Source organism: Aquitalea sp. ASV11 (genome assembly GCF_016429185.1).
Taxonomy (GTDB): domain Bacteria; phylum Pseudomonadota; class Gammaproteobacteria; order Burkholderiales; family Chromobacteriaceae; genus Aquitalea; species Aquitalea pelogenes.
In genome coordinates, this window is sequence record NZ_JAELUD010000125.1 from 1 (window position 1) to 4,947 (window position 4,947).

5 protein-coding genes are annotated in these 4,947 nt (G+C 64.5%); all 5 read left to right on the top strand.

Features of this window, described 5'->3' with window-relative positions:
- The coding region (locus tag JHD62_RS21020) for an HlyD family efflux transporter periplasmic adaptor subunit (RefSeq protein WP_199104518.1) at positions 1 to 585 on the top strand (585 nt) is incomplete at its 5' end.
- A gap of 8 nt (positions 586 to 593) precedes the next feature.
- Entirely contained in the window at positions 594 to 2,345 is a 1,752-nt protein-coding gene (locus tag JHD62_RS21025; RefSeq protein WP_199104519.1) for an ATP-binding cassette domain-containing protein, read from the top strand.
- Complete coding sequence (locus JHD62_RS21030) at positions 2,342 to 3,466, top strand: ABC transporter permease (protein ID WP_199104520.1); 1,125 nt, start codon at positions 2,342 to 2,344, stop codon at positions 3,464 to 3,466. Before JHD62_RS21025 ends, JHD62_RS21030 begins: the two co-directional genes overlap by 4 nt.
- A 1-nt stretch (position 3,467) precedes the next feature.
- Complete coding sequence (locus JHD62_RS21035) at positions 3,468 to 4,565, top strand: ABC transporter permease (RefSeq protein WP_199104521.1); 1,098 nt, start codon at positions 3,468 to 3,470, stop codon at positions 4,563 to 4,565.
- Positions 4,565 to 4,947, top strand: a 383-nt coding sequence (locus JHD62_RS21040) for a TolC family protein (RefSeq protein WP_199104522.1), incomplete at its 3' end; no start/stop codon positions are given. The genes JHD62_RS21035 and JHD62_RS21040, both read left to right, overlap by 1 nt.

The following is a 4,947-nucleotide window of genomic DNA, read 5'->3' on the forward strand; positions in this document are numbered from 1 at the left end:
CAACAGGAACTGGCCGGCAGCGGCGCTGCAGCGGTGAAGGCGCTGGATGCCGCCCGCTCCGCCCGCCAGCAGGCGCAAGCGCAGTATCAGGCAGCACAGCAGCAATACCAGGCACTGAGCAAGGGCTACCGGCCGCAGGAAGTGGCCGAAGTGGACGCCAATGTGAAACGGGCCGAGGCCCAGCTGGCCAGTGCCCGGCTGCAACTGGCCGATACCGTGCTGAGTGCACCGTCGGACGGCATCATCCTCACCCGGGTGCTGGAGCCGGGCAGCATGCTGGCTGCCGGCAGCAGCGTGCTGACCCTGTCGCTGCGCCAGCCGGTATGGGTGCGTGCCTATGTGGCCGAGCCGCAGCTGGGCCAGGCCCAGCCGGGACGCAAGGTATGGATTTACCGTGATGGGCGCAGCCAGCCTTATGCCGCGGTGGTGGGCTTTGTCTCACCCACGGCGGAATTCACCCCCAAGAATGTGGAAACCGCCGACCTGCGCACCGCCCAGGTCTACCGCTTGCGGCTGATTGTCAGCCAGCCGGACGCCGCCCTGCGTCAGGGCATGCCGGTAACGGTGAAGCTGGCCCGGCCATGAATCCGTCCATGACGGCCAGCACGGACGCCATCGCCATCCGCCTGCGCGCGCTGGGCCATGCCTTTGCCGGCCGCCCGGCCCTGCATGCGCTGGATGCCGACATCCGCCGCGGCATCATCACCGGGCTGGTGGGGCCGGATGGTGCCGGCAAGACCACCCTGCTGCGGCTGATGGCCGGCCTGCTCAAGCCTGACAGCGGCAGCTTGCAAGTAGAAGGGCTGGATCCGGTAACGGCGGGTGACGCACTGCGTACACAACTGGGCTATATGCCGCAAAAATTCGGCCTGTACGAAGACCTTACCGTGCTGGAAAACCTCACGCTGTATGCCGATTTGCGCGGCGTGACCGGCGCGGCGCGGGAGGAAAGTTTTCAGCGCCTGCTGGCCTTTACCGATCTGGCCTGCTTTACCACACGGCTGGCCGGCAAACTGTCCGGCGGCATGAAACAGAAACTGGGCCTGGCCTGCACCCTGCTCGGTTCGCCGCGCATCCTGCTGCTGGACGAACCCTGTGTCGGGGTGGACCCCATCTCGCGCCGCGAGCTGTGGCGTATGGTCAGCAGTCTGGCTGATGGCGGCATGGCGGTGCTGTGGAGTACCTCGTATCTGGACGAGGCCGAGCTGTGCGGCGAAGTATTGCTGATGCACGAAGGCCGCCTGCAATACAGCGGCAGCCCGCAAGCGCTGATGGACAGCATGCAGGGCCGCAGCCTGCTGTTGCAGGGCATTACCGGTAATCGCCGTCAGGTATTGCGCCGCGCGCTGCGTTGCGCAGAGGTGATAGACGGTGCGCTGCAAGGTCATGCGGTGCGACTGGTATTGCGCACGGCAGGCGAGCTGCCGGATCTTGCCAGTCTGGATGCCGGGCCGGATGCCAGCCTGCAGGCGGTCAAGCCACGGCTGGAAGATGCCTTCATCGATTTGCTGGGTGGCGGGCCGGGGGGCGATTCACCGCTGGCCGAACACATGCCGCCAGCGCGATTGCCGGAAGGAGTGGATGCCGACGCCGTCATCGTGGCCGAGCAGCTTACCCGCCGTTTTGGTGATTTTGTCGCCACCGACCATGTGGATTTCCGCATCCGCCGTGGCGAAATCTTCGGCCTGCTCGGCCCCAATGGCGCAGGCAAATCCACCACCTTCAAGATGATGTGCGGCCTGTTGCCGGTGAGCAGTGGCGCTGCGCGGGTGATGGGGCTGGACCTGAAAAAATCCGCCAGTCAGGCGCGGCAGCAAATCGGCTATATGGCGCAGAAATTTGCCCTGTACAGCAACCTCAGCGTGGCGCAGAACCTGGAGTTTTTTTCCGGCATCTACGGCCTGTCCGGTGCGCGCCAGCGTGCGGCGGTGGCCGACATGGTGCGGGTGTTTGCCTTGCAGCCGTTTCTGGCCATGAATGCCGGCGAACTGCCGCTGGGTTTCAAGCAGCGGCTGGCGCTGGCCTGTGCGCTGATGCACCAGCCGCCATTGCTGTTTCTGGACGAACCGACGTCGGGGGTGGACCCGGTCAGCCGCCGCGAATTCTGGAGCCATATCAACAGCCTGGTGGACAAGGGCGTCACGGTGATGGTGACTACCCACTTCATGGACGAAGCCGAATATTGCGACCGCATCGGCCTGGTGTATCGCGGCCGCATGATAGCCAGTGGCACGCCGGATGAACTCAAGGCCATGGTGATCAGCGCTGATTTGCCCGACCCCGGCATGGAAGACGCCTTCATCGCGCTGGTGGAACGTGACGACCGCTTGCGGGAGGCCACATGAGCATCAGCCTGCGCCGCCTTGCTGCGCTGTGCCGCAAGGAAAGCTACCAGATCGTGCGCGACCCCAGCAGCATCCTGATTGCCTTCGTGCTGCCGGTGCTGCTGCTGTTCATCTACGGCTACGGCATCAATCTGGATGCCAACCGGGTGCGACTGGGCATCGTGCAGCAGGATGGCGGCGCAGAAGCCAGCCGCCTGGTGCAAACGCTGCAAGCCTCGCCCTATATCGCCGCCAGCCTGTCCACCTCCGAGTCCGTCATGCGCCAGCAATTGCAGCTGGGCGAGGTGCGCGGGGTGGTGATTGTGCGCAGCGATTTCTCCGCCAGGGTCAGGCAGGGTCAGGGTGCTGCCGCCATCCAGTTACTGACCGACGGGGCCGAGCCCAATACCGCCAGTTTTGTTGCCAGCTATGTGCAAGGGGTATTCCAGCTGTGGCTGAACCAGCGCCAGAGTGGCCAGCCACCAGCGGCCACGCTGACCGTACAGCCGCGTTACTGGTTCAACCCTACTACCGTCAGCCGCAACTACCTGGTGCCCGGCTCCATCTCGGTCATCATGACCATCATCGGCGCGCTGCTCACCTCGCTGGTGGTGGCGCGCGAGTGGGAACGCGGCACCATGGAGGCGCTGCTGTCCACGCCGGTGACGCGAGCCGAGCTGCTGCTGTCCAAGATCATCCCCTACTACCTGCTGGGCATGGCGGCGATGGCCATGTGCGTGCTGGTGGCCACGCTGGTGATGGGCGTGCCGCTGCGCGGTTCGCTGTGGGTGCTGTTTGTGGTCACCAGCCTGTTTCTGGGTAGCGCGCTGGGCTTGGGCCTGTTGCTGTCCACCACCACGCGCAACCAGTTCATCGCTGCGCAGTTTGCGCTGACCGCGGCCTTCCTGCCGGCCATCATGCTGTCCGGCTTTGTTTTTGAAATCCGCAGCATGCCGCTGGCGGTGCAGGCGGTGACTTACCTGATTCCGGCGCGTTATTTTGTCAGCGCCTTGCAGACACTGTTCCAGGCTGGCGAAATCTGGCCGGTATTGCTGATCAACCTGCTGTTTCTGCTGCTGTCCGCCGCCTTCTGGCTGGGGCTGACCGCCTGGCGGACACCGCGCCGACTGGATGGCAACTGAGATGTGGCAACGTCTGCTCACCCTTATCCGCAAGGAAATGCAGGCGCTGCTGCGCACGCCGCAAAGCCGCCGCCTGCTGATTGCCCCGGTGCTGCTGCAACTATTGCTGTTTCCCTTCGCCGCCACGCTGGAAGTGAAAAACAGCACACTGGCGGTGTTCAATCAGGATGGCGGTGCCGCATCCATCGAGCTGGTGCAGCGACTGGCCGCTACCCAGGCCTTTCCACAAGTGCTGATGCTGCACAGCCAGCAAGACATGCAGCAGGTGATAGACCGCCAGCAGGCCTTGCTGGCCATCAGCTTGCCGCAGGATTTCTCGCGCCGGCTGGCCAGCGGCCAGGGGGTGACGGCGCAGGCCATCATTGATGGCCGACGCAGCAACAGCGCGCAGATTGCCTATGGCTACGCGCTGCAAGTGGTGCAGCAGTACGCCGCCGAGCGCAGCCGGCAAGCCGCACCGGCACGGCTGCTGGTGCAAAACCTGTACAACCCCAATCTGGAATACCGCTGGTTCGTGCTGCCCAGCCTGGTGGCCATCATCACCACCATCGGCTGCCTGATGGTGACCGCGCTGTCGCTGGCACGCGAACGTGAAGAAGGTACCTTCGAGCAATTGCTGGTGTCACCACTGACCCCGGCCTACATCATGGCGGGCAAGGCGCTGCCCGGCATGCTGGTGGCACTGGTGCAGGGCTGCATCATTGCCGCGGCGGCGGTATGGGTGTATCAGGTGCCGTTCAGCGGCACGGTGGGGCTGCTGATTTTGTCCATGCTGTGCTACGGGCTGTCGCTGGTGGGTTTCGGCCTGCTGATTTCCGCCCTCAGCAGCAATCAGCAGCAGGCTTTTCTCGGCTCGTTTGCCTTCATGTCGCCAGCGGTGATTTTGTCCGGCTACATGGCCCCGGTGGAAAACATGCCGCTGCCGCTGCGCATGGTCAGCGCGGTGGACCCGCTCACCCACTTCATCGTCATCGTCAAGGGCATCTTCCTGAAGGGCTATGGCCTGGCGGAGGCCTGGCCACACCTGTGGCCCTTGCTGGCCATTGCCGCCGGTACCCTGCTGCTGGCCTACCGGATGTTCCTGCAGAGGAGTCACTGATGTCACACCGTATCCTCTTCCCTTTGCTCTGCCCCCTGCTGGCGCTCACCGCCTGCGCCGTCGGCCCGGATTACCACGCGCCGCAAACCACGCTGCCGGCGCAGTACCAATATCAGGCAGGCAGCAATCAGCCGCAGTTGCAACGCTGGTGGACGGTGTTTGACGATGCCGCACTCAGCCAGCTGGTGGAGCAGGCCTTGCAGTCCAGCCCGGACCTGGCCCAGGCCGATGCCCGCGTGCGTCAGGCACGGGCCAGCCTGGGTGTGGTGGACAGTGCGCTGTGGCCGCAGCTGAATGCCGGTGCGCGCAGCGGGCGCGACCAGTTCAGCCGCAATAGCGAAAATTTTGCCAATATCCCGTTTGCCAATCCGCGCACCGGCTT